This is a genomic window from Streptomyces sp. NPDC029674 (assembly GCF_044903205.1).
Lineage (GTDB): Bacteria > Actinomycetota > Actinomycetes > Streptomycetales > Streptomycetaceae > Streptomyces.
The window spans coordinates 1-19,481 of the sequence record NZ_JBJDPY010000026.1 but is presented as its reverse complement, the minus strand read 5'-3'; the positions used below and the strand labels follow the sequence as shown (position 1 = coordinate 19,481).

Annotated in this window: 16 protein-coding genes and 1 riboswitch; of the genes, 9 read left to right on the top strand and 7 right to left on the bottom strand. The window is 73.9% G+C overall.

Annotated features, from left to right (window positions below):
• Positions 1-52 precede the first annotated feature (52 nt).
• Both ACI2L3_RS36925 and ACI2L3_RS36920 read right to left on the bottom strand, forming a co-directional pair.
• Entirely contained in the window at positions 53-1,189 is a 1,137-nt protein-coding gene (locus tag ACI2L3_RS36925) for an alpha/beta hydrolase family protein (RefSeq protein ID WP_404756825.1), read from the bottom strand.
• Positions 1,190-1,255: 66 nt separating this feature from the next.
• Positions 1,256-1,942, bottom strand: a complete 687-nt coding sequence (locus tag ACI2L3_RS36920) for a class II aldolase/adducin family protein (protein ID WP_404756824.1) — start codon at positions 1,940-1,942, stop codon at positions 1,256-1,258.
• Positions 1,943-2,260: 318 nt separating this feature from the next.
• Between ACI2L3_RS36920 and ACI2L3_RS36915 the strand changes: the two genes are divergently transcribed.
• From ACI2L3_RS36915 to ACI2L3_RS36885, 7 genes are all read left to right on the top strand, one after another.
• Positions 2,261-3,556 carry an anion permease gene (locus ACI2L3_RS36915; RefSeq protein ID WP_404756823.1) on the top strand — a complete coding sequence of 432 codons (1,296 nt, stop codon included), beginning with the start codon at positions 2,261-2,263 and terminating at the stop codon, positions 3,554-3,556.
• 12 nt (positions 3,557-3,568) lie between these two features.
• Positions 3,569-3,793, top strand: a complete 225-nt coding sequence (locus tag ACI2L3_RS36910) for a hypothetical protein (protein ID WP_404756822.1) — start codon at positions 3,569-3,571, stop codon at positions 3,791-3,793.
• A gap of 107 nt (positions 3,794-3,900) precedes the next feature.
• Positions 3,901-4,045: riboswitch (cobalamin riboswitch) on the top strand.
• A gap of 108 nt (positions 4,046-4,153) precedes the next feature.
• Positions 4,154-5,122 carry a cobalamin biosynthesis protein gene (locus tag ACI2L3_RS36905; RefSeq protein WP_404756821.1) on the top strand — a complete coding sequence of 323 codons (969 nt, stop codon included), beginning with the start codon at positions 4,154-4,156 and terminating at the stop codon, positions 5,120-5,122.
• Entirely contained in the window at positions 5,119-6,627 is a 1,509-nt protein-coding gene (locus ACI2L3_RS36900; RefSeq protein WP_404756820.1) for a cobyric acid synthase, read from the top strand. Before ACI2L3_RS36905 ends, ACI2L3_RS36900 begins: the two co-directional genes overlap by 4 nt.
• 58 nt (positions 6,628-6,685) lie before the next feature.
• The gene (locus ACI2L3_RS36895; protein WP_404756819.1) at positions 6,686-8,758 is read left to right on the top strand and encodes a putative cobaltochelatase; all 2,073 of its coding nucleotides are present in this window, start codon (positions 6,686-6,688) and stop codon (positions 8,756-8,758) included.
• Positions 8,758-9,366 (top strand): cob(I)yrinic acid a,c-diamide adenosyltransferase, encoded by a 609-nt coding sequence (cobO, locus tag ACI2L3_RS36890; RefSeq protein ID WP_404756818.1) that lies wholly within the window; start codon positions 8,758-8,760, stop codon positions 9,364-9,366. Before ACI2L3_RS36895 ends, cobO begins: the two co-directional genes overlap by 1 nt.
• Entirely contained in the window at positions 9,360-10,742 is a 1,383-nt protein-coding gene (locus tag ACI2L3_RS36885) for a cobyrinate a,c-diamide synthase (RefSeq protein ID WP_404756817.1), read from the top strand. The genes cobO and ACI2L3_RS36885 overlap by 7 nt, the downstream gene beginning before the upstream one ends.
• Before the next feature lie 14 nt (positions 10,743-10,756).
• Here the strand turns inward: ACI2L3_RS36885 and ACI2L3_RS36880 are convergent, their stop codons facing one another.
• Complete coding sequence (locus ACI2L3_RS36880; RefSeq protein ID WP_404756816.1) at positions 10,757-11,488, bottom strand: ZIP family metal transporter; 732 nt, start codon at positions 11,486-11,488, stop codon at positions 10,757-10,759.
• Between the two features lie 75 nt (positions 11,489-11,563).
• Between ACI2L3_RS36880 and cobC the strand changes: the two genes are divergently transcribed.
• Positions 11,564-13,054, top strand: coding sequence for an Rv2231c family pyridoxal phosphate-dependent protein CobC (gene cobC, locus ACI2L3_RS36875; RefSeq protein ID WP_404756815.1), 1,491 nt, complete (start codon positions 11,564-11,566; stop codon positions 13,052-13,054).
• A 1-nt stretch (position 13,055) separates the two neighbouring features.
• Here cobC and ACI2L3_RS36870 read toward each other — a convergent pair whose 3' ends face one another.
• The 4 genes from ACI2L3_RS36870 to ACI2L3_RS36855 form a co-directional block, all read right to left on the bottom strand.
• Positions 13,056-14,582, bottom strand: coding sequence for an AMP-binding protein (locus tag ACI2L3_RS36870; protein WP_404756814.1), 1,527 nt, complete (start codon positions 14,580-14,582; stop codon positions 13,056-13,058).
• A 17-nt stretch (positions 14,583-14,599) separates the two neighbouring features.
• The gene (locus tag ACI2L3_RS36865) at positions 14,600-15,361 is read right to left on the bottom strand and encodes an HD domain-containing protein (RefSeq protein ID WP_404756813.1); all 762 of its coding nucleotides are present in this window, start codon (positions 15,359-15,361) and stop codon (positions 14,600-14,602) included.
• Positions 15,362-15,668: 307 nt separating this feature from the next.
• Positions 15,669-16,604, bottom strand: coding sequence for an SCO1860 family LAETG-anchored protein (locus ACI2L3_RS36860; RefSeq protein WP_404756812.1), 936 nt, complete (start codon positions 16,602-16,604; stop codon positions 15,669-15,671).
• 322 nt (positions 16,605-16,926) lie between these two features.
• Entirely contained in the window at positions 16,927-18,024 is a 1,098-nt protein-coding gene (locus tag ACI2L3_RS36855; protein ID WP_404756811.1) for an amidohydrolase family protein, read from the bottom strand.
• A 112-nt stretch (positions 18,025-18,136) separates the two neighbouring features.
• Between ACI2L3_RS36855 and ACI2L3_RS36850 the strand changes: the two genes are divergently transcribed.
• Entirely contained in the window at positions 18,137-19,237 is a 1,101-nt protein-coding gene (locus tag ACI2L3_RS36850) for a pyridoxal-phosphate-dependent aminotransferase family protein (protein WP_404756884.1), read from the top strand.
• Positions 19,238-19,481: the final 244 nt, after the last annotated feature.

Genomic DNA, 19,481 nt, shown 5'->3' with positions numbered 1-19,481 from the left:
GTTGACGGTCCGAAAACCCAAACGGAATGGCGGCGCAGCGTTACGGCAGGCGTTACAGGAGGGGGGTGAGGAAGCGGCGCAGCGCCTCTTCGTAGCCCGCCGGGTCGGCGTTCCACATGGCGCCGTGCGGCGCGTCCTGCACCGTGTGCAACGAGACCAGTTCCGGGCGCTGTTCGGCCAGCCTGCGGGAGAGCGCCCAGGGGGCGACGGCGTCGTCGGGTCCGTGCAGGAGCAGGGTCGGCACCCGCAGCGCCCCGGGGTCCGCGGCGGCCGGCAGCCGGTCGCCGCGCAGCCCGGTGCGTCCTTGGGCCGCGCGGACCGCAAGCGGAAGGAGCGGTCCGGGGGTGCGGCGGGCGCCGGCGAGGGCGCGCAGGGTGGTCTCCCAGTGCAGTACCGGTGAGTCGAGGACGAGGCCGCCGATGCGGTCGCGCAGCGCCGAGTGCGCGGCGGTGTGCAGGCACATGGCGGCGCCGGTGGACCAGCCGTGCAGGACGACGCGCCGTGCGCCGTGGCGCACGGCGTGGCGGAGGGCGGCGTCCAGGTCGCGCCACTCCGTCTCGCCGAGGTGGCCGAGGCCGTCCGGGGAGCGGGGCGCGCCGGGGTCGCCGCGGTAGGCGAGGTCGAGGACCGGGACCCGCAGGCGGTGCAGGAAGTCCATGACGACCATGGGGTGTTCGCGGGTGGTGCCGAGGCCGTGCACGGTGATGACCCAGGTGTCCCGGGCGCCGGGCACGAACCAGGCGGGCAGGGAGCCGAGCTCGCCGGCGATGTCGACGTCCGCGTGGTCGAGGCCGAGCGCGGAGCTCGGGTTCCCGATGTGGACCTGCGGGGTGAGCCAGACGCGGTCGCCGGGTTCCAGGGAGCCGTGGGTGACGGCTTCGAGGCGGCGTACGACCGTGTCGGCCTCGTGCGGGGCTGACTCGAGGACGGGGCCGACGACCGCGTGGGTGCCGGGGGCGCTGAGGCCGTAGGTGCCGGGGCGGCGGCTGGCGAGGGCGCGGGTCAGGCTGACCTGGCCCGCGGCCGTGGCGTGCACGGTGAGGCGTGGCTCGGTCGGCAGGGGGCGGCCTGCGGGTGCCTTGAGGGCGGCGTCGCTGGCGAAGCGGCCCGCCGCGACGGCGGCCGCGGCCGTCCCCAGGGCGGCTGCTACTGCGGTGACGGCCGCTGCCGTCGCTTTGGCTGGGCGCACCGTCCCAGTGTCCGGGGCCGGGGGCTCCGGGGCCAGTGGGCGGTGCCCGCGGGGTGACGCGCCGGGTCAGCCGGGCTGTTGGCCGTAGCCCCGCAGCTTGTCCTCCGCTTCCCGGAGCTGCCCCGGGGAGAGGAGCGTCGGGGCGTGGCCGGGGACCGCGGTGGCCGTGAGCCAGAGGCGGGCCATCCATTCCAGTTGGGCGGTGCGGTCGTATGCCTGGGAGAGGTTGTCTCCGTAGGTGACCGTTCCGTGGTTCTGGAGGAGGCATCCGGTGCGGTCGCGGAGGGCGTGGAGCATGTGCGCGGCCAGCTCCTCGGTGCCGTACAGCGCGTAGGGCGCGACGCGGACGGGGCCGCCGAGGATGCCGGTCATGTAGTGGACCGCCGGAAGCTCGGGGACGAGCATGGAGACGGCTGTGGCGTGCACGGCGTGGGTGTGGACGACGGCGCCGGCGTCCGTGTTCCGGTAGATCGCGAGGTGCATGGGGAGCTCGCTGGTCGGCGCGAGGTCACCGAGGAACTGCTCTCCTTCGAGGTCGACGCCGACCGCGTCCTCGGGCCGCAGCTGGTCGTACGGCACACCGCTCGGGGTGACCAGGACGGTGTCGCCGACGCGTACGGAGACATTGCCGGAGGTGCCGACGACGAGGCCGTCCTTGACCGTCCTGCGGGCCGTCCTGACCAACTCGGCCCAGGCTTTCCGCACGGCGTCGCGCGCCGCTTCCCGCTCCTCGTGGTGCCGCTGCTCAGTCATGCGGCGATCCTGCCAGCCCGGCGATTCCGGTTACCGGGCCGCCGGTCCAGGGCCGGAGGTGACCAGGATCTCTTCGGTGGGTCGCCGGGCCCGCAGGAGCGGTGCGCGCGGGGCGGCCGCCGAATGGCGGAGGCCGACACTCCGCCCAGTTTGCGGGCCTCCCACCACCCCTCCGTACGATCGTGGTCGGACACCTGGTCCATACGGAGGGAGCGCACTCCGCTTCGGGTCACCGCACCGCCCGGCCCAGTTCACTTTCCGTTCACTCAGGTTGCCTACGTTCCACGTGCCACTGACGTCCAACAGAAGCCTGGGTAAATGGAACACATCACGCTTCTCCTCGGGATCGTGATCGTCACCGCTCTCGTGTTCGATTTCACGAACGGTTTCCACGACACTGCCAACGCGATGGCGACGACCATCTCGACCGGCGCTCTCAAGCCCAAGACGGCGGTGGCCATGTCCGCCGTGCTCAACCTCGTCGGAGCCTTCCTCTCCGTCGAAGTCGCCAAGACGATCTCGGGCGGCATCGTCAACGAGGACGGCCTCAAGACAGAGGTCATATTCGCCGCGCTCGTCGGCGCGATTCTCTGGAACCTGCTCACCTGGCTGGTGGGCCTGCCCTCCAGCTCCTCGCACGCCCTCTTCGGCGGCCTCATCGGCGCCGCGGTCATGTCGATGGGCTGGTCGTCGATCAACGGCGGCACCGTCGTCACCAAGATCCTGATCCCTGCCCTCGCCGCGCCGCTCGTGGCGGGTCTCGCCGCGGCGCTGGCCACGCGCCTGACGTACCGGATCGGCCGCAACACCGACACCAAGGCCACCGCCAAGGGCTACCGCGCGGGCCAGATCGCCTCCGCGGGCCTCGTCTCGCTGGCCCACGGCACGAACGACGCACAGAAGACCATGGGCATCATCACGCTCGCCCTGGTCACCGGCGGCGTCCTGAACCCCGGCGCGAACCCCCCGATGTGGGTCATCGTCTCGGCCGGTGTGGCCATCGCCCTCGGCACCTACCTCGGTGGCTGGCGCATCATCCGCACCATGGGCAAGGGCCTCACCGACCTCCAGCCGCAGCAGGGCTTCGCCGCCCAGACCAGCGCCGCGACGGTCATCCTGGCCTCCTCGCACCTGGGCTTCTCGCTCTCCACCACCCAGTCCTGCTCCGGCGCCGTGATGGGCGCGGGCCTCGGCCGCAAGGGCGGCGTGGTCCGCTGGTCGACCGCGACCCGGATGTTCGTCGCCTGGGGTCTGACCCTGCCGGCCGCCGGCCTGGTCGGCGCGGGCGCCGAGTTCCTCACCAAGCAGGGCCCCTGGGGCGTCGCGGTCACCGCCGCGCTCCTGGTCGCGGGCTCGGCCGTCATCTGGGTGCTCTCGCGGCGCAACGCCGTCGACCACACCAACGTCACCGACGACGAGATCCGCTCCGACGACGCCACGGGCGCCGAGCCCGCGGGCGTCGTGACCACCGCGATCGCCGCCGTCACCCCGCCCCCGACGGGCGCGATGGCCGCCTCGACCGGCCCGGACGAGCCCCTCAAGGCCACCGTCGGAGCCCCGACCACCACCACGACCGGCGCCATGGCGGACCCCGCCCGGCCCGCGACGGTATAAGGACAGATCACCATGAGCATCGACTGGGCAGCTCTCGGCTCCGTCTTCGGAGTCAGCCTCGCGGTGACGGTGGCCCTGGTGGGCCTGTTCACCCTCGGCATCGTCGGCCTCTCGAAGCAGGAGACGGCGGCCACCTCGGGCGGCGGCTCCGCGACCGCGGCGCGCACCGGCGCGTACGCCTGCTTCGCGCTGTGCGCGGCGGCCGTGGCGTACGGGATCTATCTGATCGTCGCCTGACGAAGCGTTTTCGGGTGGGGTGCGGGACGCGCTGGCGCGTCCCGCGCCCCACCGTCGTGTGTGGGGCTCCGCACACTCTCCCGCCGCAGGTCAACGGCGAGTTGACGGGCATTCGCGGGGCGTGGTGGACTGCCGGGGCCAACTACGGCGGCAGAAGAGGAAGCCGGTGCGAATCCGGCGCGGTCCCGCCACTGTCACCGGGGAGAGACACTCCCCGCGAGCCAGGAACTCTCGCCACCGATCACGTCGAACCAGGGCGCGGACACCCTGAGTGAGGACATATCGCCATGCGCGGCCGCCCGTTGCCGGTTCCCTCCCTGAGTACGAGCTCCCTCCTCAGTGAAGCGACGGGCTGAGCCCATGAGTGCCGATCGCGACTTCGCGTACGGCGCCGCCGCCGGACTCCTCGGTGACCTGCTGCTCGGCGATCCCCGCCGCGGCCATCCGGTCGCCGCGTTCGGACGTGCCGCGGGCGCCGTCGAGCGGGTGCTGTGGCGCGACCACCGCGGGTGGGGCGCGCTGCACGCCGTGGTGTGCGCCGGGGGCGCGGCGGGCGCCGCCGCCCTCGCCTCCTCCCTCGTACGCCGGTCACGCGCCGGTTCGGTGGCGCTGACCGCCGCCGCGACCTGGGCCGTGGTCGGCGGGACCTCGCTCGGCCGGGAGGCGCGGGCCGTCGGCGGGGCGCTGGAGGCCGGCGACGTCGAGGTCGCGCGGGAGCGGCTGCCGCATCTGTGCGGGCGGGACCCGCAGGCGCTGGACGCCGACGGGATCGCGCGGGCCGTCGTGGAGTCCGTCGCCGAGAACACGTCCGACGCGGTGGTGGGGGCGCTCGTGTGGGGCGCCCTCGGCGGGGTGCCGGGGCTCGTCGCCTTCCGCGCCGTGAACACGCTGGACGCCATGGTCGGGCACAAGTCGTCCCGGTACCGGCGCTACGGGTGGGCCTCCGCCCGGCTCGACGACGTCTTCGGGTGGCCGGGGGCGCGGCTCACCGCCGTGCTCGCGGCGGTCGCCGGGGACTCGGGGCGGGGCGCGCTGAGCGCCTGGCGTACGGACGCGGCGAAGCACCCCAGTCCGAACGCCGGGCCCGTCGAGGCCGCCTTCGCCGGGGCGTTGGGGGTCCGGCTCGGGGGGACGCTCTCGTACGGCGGACGGATCGAGCACCGGCCCGTGCTGAACGGGGGCGGGCGTGACGTGCGCGTAGAAGACATCGAGCGGGCCGTGAAGCTGTCCCGGCGGGTGAGCTGGCTTGCTCTCGGCGTCGCGGTCGCCGCCCGCCGGACACTGCGGTCGGCAAGGTCGCGGTCGGCCAAGTCAGGGAGAGACGTATGAGCGGTGGACTGCTGGTCGCCGGAACCACCTCCGACGCCGGGAAGAGCGTCGTCACCGCCGGCATCTGCCGGTGGCTGACCCGCAAGGGCGTGTCCGTCGCGCCGTTCAAGGCGCAGAACATGTCCCTCAACTCCTTCGTCACCCGCGAGGGCGCCGAGATCGGCCGTGCGCAGGCCATGCAGGCGCAGGCCGCCCGCGTCGAGCCGAGCGCGCTGATGAACCCCGTGCTGCTCAAGCCCGGCGGTGACCGCTCCAGCCAGGTCGTGCTCATGGGCAAGCCGGTGGGCGAGATGAGCGCGCGCGGCTACCACGGGGGGCGCCAGGCCGCACTGCTGGAGACCGTCGTGGGATGCCTGGAGGAGCTCCGGGGCAGCTATGACGCCGTGATCTGTGAGGGCGCGGGGAGTCCCGCCGAGATCAACCTGCGGCGCACCGACATCGTCAACATGGGCATCGCGCGCGCCGCCCGCTTCCCCGTCCTGGTGGTCGGGGACATCGACCGGGGCGGGGTGTTCGCGTCGTTCTTCGGGACGACGGCGCTGCTGAGCGCGGCCGACCAGGAGCTCGTCGCGGGCTACCTGGTGAACAAGTTCCGCGGGGACGTCTCCCTCCTCGAACCCGGGCTCGACATGCTGCTCGGGCTCACCGGGCGGCGCACGTACGGCGTGCTGCCGTTCCAGCACGGGCTGGGCATCGACGAGGAGGACGGCCTGCGGGTCTCCCTGCGGGGCGCGGTCCGGGAGTCCGTGGTGGCGCCGCCGGTCGGTGAGGACGTGCTGCGGGTCGCCGTGTGCGCCGTACCGCTGATGTCGAACTTCACGGACGTGGACGCGCTGGCCGCCGAGCCCGGTGTCGTCGTGCGGTTCGTGGACCGGGCGGAGGAGCTCGTCGACGCGGACCTCGTGGTCGTACCGGGCACGCGCGGGACCGTGAAGGCGTTGCGGTGGCTGCGTGAGCGCGGGCTCGCGGACGCCCTCGCGCGCCGGGCCGCCGAGGGGCGGCCCGTGCTCGGGATCTGCGGCGGCTTCCAGGTCCTCGGCGAGCACATCGAGGACGACGTGGAGTCGAAGGCCGGATCCGTCGACGGGCTGGGGCTGCTGCCGGTGCGGGTGCGGTTCGCCCGGGAGAAGACCCTCGCCCGGCCGGTGGGCGAGGCCCTCGGGGAGCCGGTCGAGGGGTACGAGATCCATCACGGCGTCGCCGAGGTGGCGGGCGGCGAACCCTTCCTGGACGGCTGCCGGGTCGGCGAGGTGTGGGGCACGCACTGGCACGGGTCGCTGGAGAGCGACGCGTTCCGGCGCCGGTTCCTCACCGAGGTCGCCCGCGCGGCGGGCCGCCGCTTCGTGCCCGCCCCCGACACCAGCTTCGGCGCGCTGCGCGAGGAGCAGCTCGACCTGCTCGGCGACCTGATCGAACACCACGCGGACACGGACGCGCTGCTGGGCCTGATCGAGAACGGCGTGCCGGGGGGCCTGCCGTTCATCGCGCCGGGCGCGCCGTCATGAGCGCCCCTGTGAAGGCCCACGTGAGCACCGCCACGCACCACCGCATCAAGGAGGCTCTGTGAGTACCCCGTATCCGTTCACCGCCCTCGTCGGGCAGGACGACCTGCGGCTCGCGCTCTTGCTGAACGCCGTATCGCCCGCCGTCGGCGGCGTGCTCGTGCGGGGAGAGAAGGGCACCGCCAAGTCCACCGCCGTGCGTGCGCTCTCCGCGCTCCTTCCGGAGGTCCCGGTCGTCGCCGGGTGCCGCTTCTCGTGCGACCCGGCCGCGCCCGACCCGAACTGCCCCGACGGCCCGCACGAGGCGGGCGGCGCCACCGCGCGCCCCGCGCGCATGGTCGAGCTGCCCGTCGGCGCGTCCGAGGACCGGCTCGTCGGCGCCCTCGACATCGAGCGGGCGCTCGCGGAGGGCGTGAAGGCCTTCGAGCCCGGACTGCTCGCCGACGCGCACCGCGGCATCCTGTACGTGGACGAGGTCAACCTGCTCCACGACCACCTGGTCGACCTGCTCCTGGACGCCGCCGCGATGGGCGCCTCGTACGTCGAGCGCGAGGGCGTCTCCGTGCGGCACGCCGCGCGGTTCCTGCTCGTCGGCACGATGAACCCCGAAGAGGGCGAGCTGCGGCCGCAGTTGCTCGACCGGTTCGGTCTGACCGTCGAGGTGGCCGCGTCCCGCGAGACCGACCAGCGCGTCGAGGTCGTACGGCGGCGGCTCGCGTACGACGACGACCCCGAGGGTTTCGCCGCCCGCTTCGCCGCGGACGAGGCCGCGCTGCGCGACCGCGTCGTGGCGGCCCGCGCGCTGCTCCCCCAGGTGGTCCTGGGGGACGCGGCGCTGCGGCAGATCGCGGCGACCTGCGCGGCGTTCGAGGTCGACGGGATGCGCGCGGACATCGTGATGGCGCGCACGGCGACGGCGCTGGCCGCCTGGGCGGGCCGCACCGACGTGCAGAGCGAGGACGTGCGGCAGGCCGCGCTGCTCGCGCTGCCGCACCGCAGGCGCCGCAACCCCTTCGACGCGCCGGGACTCGACGAGGACAAGCTCGACGAGACGCTGGAGGAGGCGCGCGACGACGAGGCTTCCGAGGAGCCCGAGCCGCCGGAGGGCGACGACGATCCGGACGGCGGCGGGCCCGACGGGGGCGGCCCCGGCGGCGGTCAGCCTCCCGCGGACGGCCCGGACGGCCCGGACTCCCCCGAGCTGCCGTCCCAGAGCCAGGGCCCGGACACCGAGGAGGCCCCGGCCCCGCAGGAGCCCGCCCCGGCCCCGGGCGGCGCCTCCGCCGAGCAGCAGCCCGTACGCGCCGCCGAGCCGTTCCGCACGAAGATGCTGAGCGTGCCCGGCATCGGCGAGGGCGCGGCGGGCCGGCGCTCGCGGGCCCGCACCGAACACGGCCGCACGACGGGTTCGCGGCGCCCCCAAGGGGCCCTGACCAAGCTGCACTTGGCGGCGACCGTGCAGGCGGCTGCCCCGCACCAGAAGGCGCGCGGACGCTCCGGCACCGGGCTCGTCGTACGCCGTGACGATCTGCGGCAGGCCACCCGCGAGGGCCGCGAGGGCAACCTCGTGCTGTTCGTCGTGGACGCCTCCGGGTCGATGGCGGCGCGGCAGCGGATGAGCGCCGTCAAGGGCGCCGTGCTCTCGCTCCTCCTGGACGCCTACCAGCGGCGCGACAAGGTGGGGCTCGTGACGTTCCGCGGCAAGGACGCCGAGGTGGCGCTGCCGCCGACCTCGTCGGTGGACGCGGCGGCGGCCCGCCTCGAATCGCTGCCGACCGGCGGCCGCACCCCGCTGGCCGCGGGCCTGCTCAAGGCGCACGACGTGCTGCGGATCGAGCGGCTGCGGGACGCCGCGCGGCGGCCGCTGGTGGTCGTGGTGACGGACGGGCGGGCGACGGGCGGTGTGGAGCCGGTGGCCCGTGCGGGCCGCGCGGCCCGGCTGTTCGCGGCGGACGGGGTCGCCTCGGTCGTCGTGGACTGCGAGTCGGGTTACGTACGCCTGGGTCTCGCGGGCCAGTTGGCCGGGGAGCTCGGCGGGACCGCCGTGACCCTCGACGAGCTGCGGGCCGACTCGATCGCCGGCCTCGTCAAGGACGTACAGGGAATGAACTCGCCTTCGAGGAGGGCCGCTTAATGCCGCAGGGACAGCCGAGTGTCGTACCGGACGACGGGCTCACGACGCGCCAGCGCCGCAACCGTCCGCTGGTCTTCGTCCACACGGGCATCGGGAAGGGCAAGTCGACCGCCGGGTTCGGGCTCGCGCTGCGCGCCTGGAATCAGGGGTGGCCGATCGGCGTCTTCCAGTTCGTGAAGTCGGCGAAGTGGAAGGTCGGCGAGGAGAACGCGCTGAAGGTCCTCGGCGCCTCCGGCGAGGGCGGCACGGTCGCCTGGCACAAGATGGGCGAGGGCTGGTCGTGGATCCAGCGCGCCCCCGCCGAGGGCGAGCCGACCAACGAGGACAAGGCCCGTGAGGGCTGGGAGCAGGTCAAGCGGGACCTCGCCGAGGAGACGTACAAGCTGTACGTCCTCGACGAGTTCGCCTACCCGATGCACTGGGGCTGGATCGACACCGACGAGGTCGTGGAGGTGCTGCGGAACCGCCCCGGCACGCAGCACGTGGTCATCACCGGCCGCAACGCCCCGCAGCAGCTGATCGACTTCGCGGACCTCGTCACCGACATGTCAAAGATCAAGCATCCGATGGACGCCGGCCAGAAGGGCCAGAGGGGCATCGAGTGGTAGCTCGTCTCGTCATCGCGGCGCCGTCGTCGGGCAGCGGCAAGACGACCGTCGCGACGGGCCTGATGGCCGCCTTCGCGGCGGCCGGGCTCGCCGTCTCGCCGCACAAGGTCGGGCCCGACTACATCGACCCCGGCTACCACGCGCTCGCGACCGGCCGCCCCGGCCGCAACCTCGACGCGTACCTGTGCGGGCCCGGCCTGATCGCCCCGCTCTTCGCGCACGGGTCGGCGGGCTGCGATCTCGCCGTCGTCGAGGGCGTGATGGGGATGTACGACGGGGCCGCGGGCCAGGGCGAGCTGGCCTCCACGGCCCACGTAGCGAAGCTGCTGCGGGCGCCGGTCGTCCTCGTCGTCGACGCGTCGTCGCAGTCGCGGTCGGTGGCCGCGCTGGTGCACGGCTTCGCGTCCTGGGACCCCGAGGTGCGGGTCGCGGGCGTGATCCTCAACAAGGTCGGCTCGGACCGGCACGAGGTGCTGCTGCGGGAGGCGCTGGACGAGTCCGGGGTGCCGGTGCTCGGCGCTCTGCGCCGCGCTTCCCAAGTCCGGGCGCCTTCCCGGCACTTGGGGCTCGTGCCGGTGGCGGAGCGGCAGGCCGATGCGGTCGAGTCCGTCGCCGCGCTCGCCGCCCAGGTGCGGGAGGGGTGCGACCTGGATGCCCTGCTCGCGCTGGCGCGCAGTGCGCCGTCCCTGCGGGGTGAGGCGTGGGACCCCCACACGGGGCTCGGTGCATCACCGGCTTCGCCGAGTTCATCCTCAAACGCCGGACGGGCTGAATATCACCCCCGCATCGCCGTCGCCGGTGGGGCCGCCTTCACCTTCTCCTACGCCGAGCACGCGGAGCTGCTCACCGCCGCCGGCGCGGAGGTCGTACCGTTCGACCCCCTCCATGACGAGCGACTGCCCGACGGGACGGCCGGGTTGGTCATCGGGGGCGGTTTCCCCGAGGTGTACGCGCCCGAGCTGTCCGCCAACGAACCGCTCAGGAAGGCCGTGGCCGAGCTCGCGCTCTCCGGGGCGCCCGTGGCCGCCGAGTGCGCGGGCCTGCTCTACCTCTCCCGCGAGCTGGACGGGAAGCCGATGTGCGGGGTCCTCGACGCCGCGGCGCGGATGTCGGAGCGGCTGACGCTCGGCTACCGGGACGCGGTGGCCGTGTCGGACAGCGTGCTCGCGCCGGCGGGGACGCGGATGCGGGGCCACGAGTTCCACCGCACGGTGGTCGAGCCGGGTGCGGGGGCGGCCCCCGCGTGGGGCCTGCACCGGCCCGAGCGGCGCGTCGAGGGCTTCGTACAGGGGAACGTGCACGCCAGCTATCTGCACACGCACTGGGCGGCGGAGCCGGGGGTCGCGCGGCGCTTCGTGGAGAGCTGCGCGCCGTGACCGTACGCGGCGGCTCAGTCCGCGATGCCCACCACGAGCCAGATGAACGCCGCGCCCGCCACCGTGCACAGCAGCGTCGAGCGTGCCGGGTGGTCGTGGTGCGCCTCGGGCAGGATCTCGGCCGCCGCGAGGTACAGCAGCGCGCCGCCGAAGAAGCCCAGATAGCCGCCGAGCAGCGGCTCCGGAATGGTGAGGAGCAGCGTCGACGCGGCGCCCACCACCGGGGCCGCCGCGTCCGCGAAGAGCATGGCGACGGCCTTGCGGCGGGCGTTCCCGTACAGGCTGGTGATCGTGTACGTGTTGAAGCCGTCCGCGAAGTCGTGGGCGACGACGGCCAGCGCCACCGCCGCGCCCATGCCGCCGCCCACCTGGAAGGCGGCGCCGATCGCGACGCCGTCCATCACGCTGTGCCCGACCATCGCGGCGGCGGCCGTGAGGCCCACCTGGGGGACCCTCGCGCTCTCCCGGTCGCCGGCGCCGTGCGCGGCCTGACGGCCCGCGAGGAGACGTTCCACCAGATGGGCGACGAGGAATCCTGCTACGAACAGGAGCAGGGCCGCCGGTACGCCGAAGACGGGCCCGCCCGCGGCCTCCAGCGCCTCCGGCAGCAGGTCGAGGCCGACGACGCCGAGCATCAGCCCGCCCGCGAGGCCCAGCACGAGATGGCGCCGGTCGGTGACCCGCTGGGCCGTCCAGCCGCCCACCAGGGTCATGAGGAAGGCGCCGAGCGCCACGAACACCGCCATGGCCCCTTGCTAGCCGATTGATCCCCCGTCCCGCACATCCACCACCCCCTCCCCACCCGAAAGGACCTACTCGCCATGGCCGGTGCCGGAAAGGTGACGCCCCCCTCCTCCGCCGGGGACGTCGTGCTCGTCGTCGGCGTCGGCGCCTGTGAGGACGCCCCGGTGGAGGAGGTGCTCGGTCTCGTCCGGGACGCGGTCCGCGAGGCGGGCTTCCCCGAGACGGCGGTCGCCGAGCTGGCGACGGTGGACGTGAAGGGCGAGGAGCCGGGGATCACCGGGGCGGCCGCCCGGCTCGGCGTGCCGCTCGTGACGTACGCGGCGCGGGACCTGGCGGACGTCACCGTGCCGAACCCGACCGCGAGGTCCCGGGCCGCGGTGGGCACGCCGTCCGTGGCGGAGGCGGCGGCGCTGCGGGGCGGCGGCGAACTCCTCGTACCCAAGCGGAAGTCGGCGCCCGTGGGGCGGCCGCCGATGGCGACGTGCGCGGTCGCGGCCCGGCCGCGCACCCCCGCCGCCCCGGTCGACCTGCGCCACCACGGGGACGCGGAGGTGCGGGACGACGGCGCGGACCTCACCGACCTCGCCGTGAACGTACGCTCCGACACTCCCCCGGCCTGGCTCAAGGAGGTCATCGCCGCGTCCCTCGACGGCCTGGCGGCCTATCCGGACGGCCGGGCGGCGCGGGATGCGGTGGCGGCGCGGCACGGTCTGACATCCGACCGCGTGCTGCTCACCTCCGGCGCGGCGGAGGCCTTCGTCCTCCTCGCCCGCTCCCTGAAGGTCCGTCACCCCTACGTGGTGCACCCGCAGTTCACCGAACCCGAGGCTGCGCTGCGGGACGCGGGGCACGAGGTGGGGCGGGTGCTGCTGCGGGAGGAGGACGGCTTCCGGCTCGACGTCTCGGCGGTACCGGAGGAGGCCGACCTGGTGGTCGTCGGCAACCCCACCAATCCGACGTCCGTCCTCCACCCGGCGGCGGCCATCGCCGCACTGGCGCGCCCCGGGCGGATCCTGGTGGTCGACGAGGCGTTCATGGACGCGGTGCCGGGTGAGCGGGAGGCGCTGGCGGGCCGTACGGACGTACCCGGCCTGGTCGTCCTGCGCAGCCTCACCAAGACGTGGGGCCTCGCGGGTCTGCGGATCGGTTACGTCCTCTCCTCACCGGAGGTGATATCCGCCCTCGCACAGGCGCAGCCGCTGTGGCCGGTGTCCTCGCCCGCGCTGGAGGCGGCGCGGGCGTGTGTGGCCCCACGGGCGCTGGCGGAGGCGGGCCACGCGGCGCACCGCGTCGCCGCGGACCGGGCCCATCTCCTCGCCGGCCTCGCGTCGCTCGCGCCCCACGGGGTCCGCGCGGTGGGGCCCGCGGAGGGGCCCTTCCTCCTGGTGCGGGTGCCCGGGGCGGGCGGGGTGCGGGAGCGGCTTCGGGGGCGGGGGTTCGCTGTGCGGCGCGGCGATACGTTTCCCGGCCTGGGGCCCGACTGGATCCGGCTGGCCGTCAGGGACCGAGCGACCTCGGACCGTTTCGTGGCGGTGCTCTCCGCGGTGCTGCGGCACGAGTCGTGTTGACTCACGACACCGACGCCTGTCGCCGCAGCGCGTCGGTGTCGGGCTTGCCCACGGCGGTGCGGGGGATGGTGGGGACGAGGTGCACGCGGGCGGGTACGTACATGGCGCCGTAGGTGTCGCGGACGAGGGTGCGCAGTTCTGCCTCACTGACACCACCGGGTGCGGGGACCACGAAGGCATGAACGTGTTCGGTCCGGTCGGTGCCGGGCACGCCGACCACAGTGCTGTGCAGGACCCGCGGGTGCGAGTCGAGCAGATGCTCCAGTTCGGCGGGGTACACGTGACCGCCGACGACCACGATCATGTCCTTGAGCCGTCCGGTGATCGTCAGGTAGCCGCTGTCGTCGACGAAGCCGAGGTCGCCGGTGTGCAGCCAACCGTCGCGCAGTACCTGGGCGGTCAGCTCGGGCCGCTTCCAGTAGCCCTCCATGAGGCTGGGGGTGCGCACGCACACTTCACCGCGCCGGCCGGTGGGAACCTCGCGGTCGTCGCCGTCGCGGATCGACAGCTGGACGCCGGGCAGCGGCGTGCCCACCGTGCCCAGCCGTTCGGGCCGGGCCGGGTCGTGGTCGGCGGAGGTGAGCACGGTGAGAGCGCCCGCTTCGTTCTGCCCGTAGTTCTGGACGAGAACCGGTCCGAAGCGGCGGACGGCGTCGGCGATGCGGGTGGGTGCGGCCGTGCAGCCGCTGTACATCAGGACGCGCAGGCTGGAGGTGTCGGTCCGGGCCGCGTCGGGGTGGTCGGTCAGCTGATGGAGCTGAGGAGGCAGCAGGAAGAGCAGAGTGATGCGGTGGTCGGCGACGGCCCGCAGAACGGCGGCCGGGTCGAAGCCGTCGTGGAGGACGACCTGGCCCCCGTGGGCGAGCACGGTGTTGGCCGCCATTCCGGCCAGGTGCGCCAGGGGGGTGCTCACCAGCAGGCGGTGGGGCTCGACGGGCCGGGGCAGCGGGAACGAACGTGGGCGCCCGAAGGACAGGCACACGCCTTTGGGGTGCCCGGTGGTGCCGCCGGTGTGCTGGATGGCGCGGATGTCCTCCGGCCGGGCCCGTCCGGGCAGCGGGGCGGCGCTGTGGTCGGCGGCCAGTGCCAGCAGGTCCTTCTCCGCCCGGTCCGGTCCGAGAACGTACACCTCCTCCGCGTGCGGCAGGACGTGCCGCCGGACGGCCGGGGCGATCAGGTGGGGCGCCACGACCAGAGCGCGGGTCTCGACGTCGCGCACCACCGTTCCCTGGGCCCGGGCGGCCATGTCCTCGTAGAGGGCGGCGACCCGGCAACCCAGGAGGTCCGCCGCGTATGTCACCGCCAAGCCCTCCGGTGCGTTGCCGGTCAGGAGGGTGACCGTGTCGCCCCGGTGAACACCTCGGGACGCGAGGACCCGTGCGGCACGAAACGTCAGCCCGCGAAGTTCCCGGGCCGTCACGCGCCGCTCCCCGTACACCAGCACCACGCGATCCGGGTGACGGCCCAGAGCGTCGAGGAGCGTCTCGGCGGGCGACCGGAACCCGTCCTCCGGGGACGGCTGAACCACTGGTGTTCCGGGCGGCATCAGAGGAAGTTGTTCGGCCAGATCATGGTGCGCCACATGTGTGCCGCGGGCGAACCGTCGAAACCGAGTCCTTGGACGGGCTGGCGGAAGTGGCGGCCGATGACGTCCTCGAACTCACCGATGTCCACCTCCTCCTCCTGATCGAAGGTGTAGAGGTCATTGAGAGTGACCAACCGCGCGGTCATGTACCACCGGTGCGAGCGGATGCTCCGCCAGGCGTCCTGGACATGTGCGGGCGGGGTGTAGTCGGGGCCGAACATCTGCCGGTAGCTCTCCGGGTAGTCGTAACCGACGGAGGCATCGGGGAAGAACCGCAGGATTTCATGCTGGCGGATGGCCCAGGCGACCTCCTCGCTGACATAGGGAGCCACCATTTGTGCACCCCAGTGGCCGTGGTGACTGCGCAGGAGGCCGGCCACGCTGATGTCGTGCAGCAGGCAGGCCAGTACGACCGGCTCGGCCAGGCCGAGCTCGCGGGCCCTGCGGGCGCTGTGGAGCATGTGGCGGGCGGTGAAGGGCTCCAGCCGCAGGCGGAAGAAGTCCGCGAGAGCCGGCCGCGGCGGCATCGTCGGCAGGGCGGGGTTGTCCCCCATCATGAACACCCTGCGGGGCCCGAGCTCGGCCAGCAGCTGATCGCCGGTACGTGCGTGCGCGGTGCCCATCGTCGCCGCTTCCGGCAGCACGCAGAGCCTGTCCAGCCCCTCCTGGCCGTGGCTCCCGGCGCCCCGGGCGGTCAAGGCGCGGGCAGGCTCCTCGTGCATCCCGAATTCCTCCGCTCGGCAGCGCGACCGCCCCGACGTCCCGGTCGCAGCCTCATCATGCCGCCGCCACACCTGCGGGCCCCGCGCCTCGCCGGGCACGGCCCCCCGTTCGGGCCCACACCGGTACACCCCCCACTGACCCGCGGGCGCAAGCGCGCCCGCGGGGCGTGGGGGATGTGCGACCGGTGCCCCGACGACCGCGGGAGAGCTCGGGTGCCGGACCCGCGTCTCCCGGCATGACCGCCGGGCAGGTCCTAGGGCGTGTCTTTCGGATCAGCCCGGGCCCGACCGATCCAAAAGACACGCCCTAGCCCCGACGGCGGCGGCCGAGTGCCACCGCTCCTCCGCCCGCCGCCAGCAGCGCCACGGCGCCGCCCGCGATGTACGGCGTCATGGAGTTGCCGCCGGTCTCGGCGAGGTTGGCCTCCGTTTCCGGCTTCGGCTTCGTCGGTTCCACCCGCTCCCCCGGCTCGCCCTGCGGCTTCTCCCCGGAGTCCTTCGGCGGCACGGACGACGGCGCCTCGCACCCGGCCCCGGCCAGCCGCACCGTGCCCGTCACCTCCGCCACGTTCAGCTTCAGCGGGTTCACGGACACCGTGAGTTCCAGCGCGGAAGCCGCGGCGGTCCGTGACGTCGTGCGGGTCTTGGACAGGTCGAGCCGTACCTCACCGACCCCCGGTACCTTCACCTCGGTCGTCCCCCGCGCCGTCAGCGTGACCTTCTTGCCGAGCACGGTCACGCCGCCCAGCAGATTCGATTCGGCAACCGGCCGCTTCCCCGCCGTGCAGACCGCCTTCGACGTGACCTTCTCGACCTCGACGAGGGAGAGCAACGGCAGCCCGGGGACGTGCATCTTGGCCCGCGCGATGTTGCTGTACCCCTCCGCCGTGCCGCCCCGCACGGTCGCCTTCGCCGTGGCGACGTCGGCGCGCAGCACGCTGAACGGGCGTCCGCCGTCGACGCCGTCCAACTGGGCGGTGAGCGTGGTCTTCTCGGCGCTGGCGGGTGCCCGCACCTCGTTCAGGGCGACCTTGAGCGGGACGTTCAGGGTCTTGTTGAGCAGGGAGACGTTCAGGCCGGTGCGGAGCACGACGGCGTCGGCGTGCCCGCCCCGGTGGCTGTCGCCGCCCGTGGCCTGTGCGGGGCCCGCGCCGGCGAGCGCCGCGGGGCCGGCGGCGAGCGCGGTGGTGACGGCGACGACGGAGAGGCGGCGGGCAGGCGTGCGGAAGGTGTTGCTGTTCAAGGTGGTGGAACCCCCACGAGAGAATCCGGGCCACCGGCGGCGCACGCCACATGGGGACATCACGTGCGCGCCGATGGCGTCGTCCCGCTGGGACGGGGGACGACGCGGGAATCTTTACGCACTTAGAGTGAATGAACAGCAACCCGACGTGAGTTCACTCCAAAGGGCGCAATCCGCCCCTGCTTTCGAATCTCCCGGCACGTGCGTTCCCCCGAACCACCCGAGCATCACCCGCCCACTACGCCCCCCGCGCACGGGAGTTGACGCGACCGCCCCGCCGAGGCAACTCCAACGAGCCACCCGAGCACGCGTAACGCCCAGGTCAACCCACCACCCTCCCGTTCAGCACCACCCTCCGCGGCGCCCCCAGCACCCGTACGTCCGCCCGGGGATCCGCCTCGTACACGACGAGGTCCGCCGGCGCGCCCTCCGCGAGACCGGGGCGCCCCAGCCACTCCCGCGCACCCCACGTCGTCGCGGAGAGCGCGTCGACCGCCGGGATGCCCGCGCGGGTCAGCTCGACGACCTCCGCGGCCACCAGACCGTGGGCGAGGGAGCCCCCCGCGTCCGTGCCCGCGTAGACCGGGACGCCCGCGTCGTACGCCGCGCGCACCGTGTCGTAACGGCGCTCGTACAGCCGCCGCATGTGCCGCGACCAGTTCGGGAACTTCGCCTCGCCGCCCGCGGCCAGGTCCGGGAACGTGGCGATGTTGACCAGCGTCGGCACGATCGCGACGCCGCGTTCCGCGAAGAGCGGGATGGTGTCCTCGGTCAGGCCCGTGGCGTGCTCGATGCAGTCGATGCCCGCCTCGACCAGGTCGCGCAGCGAGTCCTCGGCGAAGCAGTGGGCCGTGACGCGGGCGCCCAGCCGGTGCGCCTCGGCGATCGCCGCCTCCACCGCCTCGCGGGGCCAGCACGCGGTCAGGTCGCCGGCCCCGCGGTCGATCCAGTCGCCGACGAGCTTGACCCAGCCGTCGCCGCGCCGGGCCTCCCGGGCGACGTACTCGACGAGGTCCTCGGGCTCGATCTCGTGGGCGTAGTTGCGGATGTAGCGGCGGGTGCGGGCGATGTGGCGGCCCGCGCGGATGATCTTGGGGAGGTCCTCGCGGTCGTCGATCCAGCGGGTGTCGGAGGGCGAGCCCGCGTCGCGGAGGAGGAGGGCGCCGATCTCGCGGTCGGTGAGCGCCTGCTTCTCCGCGGTGTCCGCGTCGACGGGCCCGTGCGCGTCCAGGCCGACGTGGCAGTGCGCGTCGACCAGGCCGGGCAGCGCCCAGCCCTCGACCGTACGGACGTCGTCCGCGGCCGTCCCGGCCGGCCGGTCGTACGTCACCCTCCCCCCGACCACCCACAGCTCGTCGCGTACGTCATCGGGTCCGACGAGCACCCGCCCCTTCACGTGCAGCACCGCGTGATCGCTCATGGGCAGCAGCTTAGGAGGCACTGGAAAGGCCCGGTACGGGGCCGGTCGGTACGCTCGGTACCGCAGCCCGAACGAACTCGTGAGCGAAGTGAGCAGTGACGTGAGCAGTACTGTGACGCACCCCTTTCTGGACCTGGCGCCGCTGAGCGCCCAGCACTTCGCCGCCATCGAGGCGCGGGTGGCCCGGCTGCTCGACACCGAGCAGGACGTCGTGATCATGCAGGGCGAGGCGCTGCTGCCCCTGGAGGGGTGCATCCGGGGCGCCGCGCGGCCCGGCACGACCGCGCTGAACGTCATCACGGGGCCGTACGGGCAGACCTTCGGGAACTGGCTGCGGGACTGCGGCGCGACCGTCGTCGATCTCGCCGTGCCGTTCCACACCGCCGTCACCGCCGACCAGGTGCGCCGCGCCTTCGCCGAGCACCCGGAGATCGACTTCGTCTCGCTGGTGCACGCGGAGGCCGCGACCGGCAACACCAACCCGGTCGCGGAGATCGGCGAGGTCGTGCGGGAGCACGGTGCGCTGTTCATGCTGGACGCGGTCGCCTCGGTGGCCGCGGAGCCGCTCCTTCCGGACGCGTGGGGCGTGGACCTGTGCGTGATCGGCGCGCAGAAGGCGATGGGCGGCCCCGCGGGCGTCTCCGCGGTGTCCGTGAGCGAGCGGGCCTGGGAGCGCATCGCCGCCAACCCGCAGGCGCCGCGCCGCTCCTACCTCTCCCTCCTGGACTGGAAGGAGCGGTGGATCGACGGCGGCAGGAAGGCGCTTCTGCACGCGCCGGCCCAGTTGGAGATGCTCGCGCTCGAAGCGTGCGTGGAGCGCATCGAGACGGAGGGCCTGGACGCCCTGATGGCGCGGCACGCCACCGCTGCCGCCGCCACCCGCGCGGGCGCGCAGGCGCTCGGCGGGGGCCTGACGCCGTACGTGCACGAGGCGGCGGACGCGGCGCCGGTCGCCACCACGCTGCGCGCGCCCTCGGGCGTCGACGCCTCGGAGCTGGTGGCACGGGCACTCGCCGCGGACCCGGTGCTTCCGCTGGTCGCCGGGGGCGGGGCGCTGGCCAAGGAGATGATCCGGGTCAACCACTACGGCCCGGACGCAACCCGCGGCGTGGTGCATGCCTGCATCGCCGCACTGGGCGCCGCGATGGGCGAGGCAGGCCTCGCGGTAGACCTGGAGACGGCCCGCCGCGCGGTGACGGCCGCCTGGAACTAGCGCCGCCCGGGCGCTCGGGCATCTCCGGCGGCTCGGGCACCGCTGACGCCGCGGGTGTCTCCGGCGCCTCGGGCATCTCGGGCGCCGTGGAGGCCTCCGGCGCCGGGAGCACCGCGCGCGCCGCGGACACCGGGGGCACCGCCCGCACCTAGGGCCTGTCCGGCGGATCAGGTCGCGGTGGGGCGACGGCCACCCGTCGGTGCAGGTGAGCGGGGTCTGGTGCGTCGAGATGCAAGGCGGAGGA

Excerpts from the sequence above, each read along its gene's own strand:
- ACI2L3_RS36920 (WP_404756824.1), bottom strand. The coding sequence starts at position 1,942 with ATGACTGAGCAGCGGCACCACGAGGAGCGGGAAGCGGCGCGCGACGCC.
- ACI2L3_RS36915 (WP_404756823.1), top strand. The coding sequence starts at position 2,261 with ATGGAACACATCACGCTTCTCCTCGGGATCGTGATCGTCACCGCTCTC.
- ACI2L3_RS36910 (WP_404756822.1), top strand. The coding sequence starts at position 3,569 with ATGAGCATCGACTGGGCAGCTCTCGGCTCCGTCTTCGGAGTCAGCCTC.
- ACI2L3_RS36905 (WP_404756821.1), top strand. The coding sequence starts at position 4,154 with ATGAGTGCCGATCGCGACTTCGCGTACGGCGCCGCCGCCGGACTCCTC.
- ACI2L3_RS36900 (WP_404756820.1), top strand. The coding sequence starts at position 5,119 with ATGAGCGGTGGACTGCTGGTCGCCGGAACCACCTCCGACGCCGGGAAG.
- cobO (WP_404756818.1), top strand. The coding sequence starts at position 8,758 with ATGCCGCAGGGACAGCCGAGTGTCGTACCGGACGACGGGCTCACGACG.
- ACI2L3_RS36880 (WP_404756816.1), bottom strand. The coding sequence starts at position 11,488 with ATGGCGGTGTTCGTGGCGCTCGGCGCCTTCCTCATGACCCTGGTGGGC.
- cobC (WP_404756815.1), top strand. The coding sequence starts at position 11,564 with ATGGCCGGTGCCGGAAAGGTGACGCCCCCCTCCTCCGCCGGGGACGTC.
- ACI2L3_RS36865 (WP_404756813.1), bottom strand. The coding sequence starts at position 15,361 with ATGCACGAGGAGCCTGCCCGCGCCTTGACCGCCCGGGGCGCCGGGAGC.
- ACI2L3_RS36855 (WP_404756811.1), bottom strand. The coding sequence starts at position 18,024 with ATGAGCGATCACGCGGTGCTGCACGTGAAGGGGCGGGTGCTCGTCGGA.